Genomic DNA, 398 nt, shown 5'->3' with positions numbered 1-398 from the left:
GTGGTCTGCCCCCGTTGTTGCCGAGATCTGCGTCGGCATGGAAGTCACGTCCTACGAGTCCGCCGAGATCGACACCTTCAACTAAGAAGGCGTCGCCAGCCTAGGCTGGTTCGGTTTCCATCACTTTCGTTTATCAGGAGCAACATCATGACGTGGTCCGCTCCCGTCGTCGCAGCGATCTGCTTCGGCATGGACGTCACCTCCTACTAGTCCGCTGAGACCGACATCTTCAACTAAGACGGCGTCGCCGGACTCGATCCGGTGAGCCCAGGGGCGCTGCCTGAGCGGGCGGCGCCCTTTTCGTTTGCGGTGCGACGCTACGAACAAGCAGGAAGGCCGGAGGGTTCGCGGCAGAACACTCCGCCCTTCCTGCTTTCGATATCCCGGTGCCTTGCTCA

The 398-nt window shown here is 61.1% G+C and carries 1 protein-coding gene; it reads left to right on the top strand.

Annotated features, from left to right (window positions below; genetic code table 11):
- Window positions 1-85, top strand: an 85-nt coding sequence (gene pqqA / locus MKK50_RS17375) for a pyrroloquinoline quinone precursor peptide PqqA (protein WP_499024104.1), incomplete at its 5' end; no start/stop codon positions are given.
- Between the last annotated feature and the right edge of the window lie 313 nt (window positions 86-398).

Source organism: Methylobacterium sp. J-043 (genome assembly GCF_022829505.1).
Taxonomy (GTDB): Bacteria; Pseudomonadota; Alphaproteobacteria; order Rhizobiales; family Beijerinckiaceae; genus Methylobacterium; species Methylobacterium extorquens_A.
Note: the sequence above shows the minus strand (reverse complement) of the source record. Positions and strands in the feature narration are given on the sequence as shown.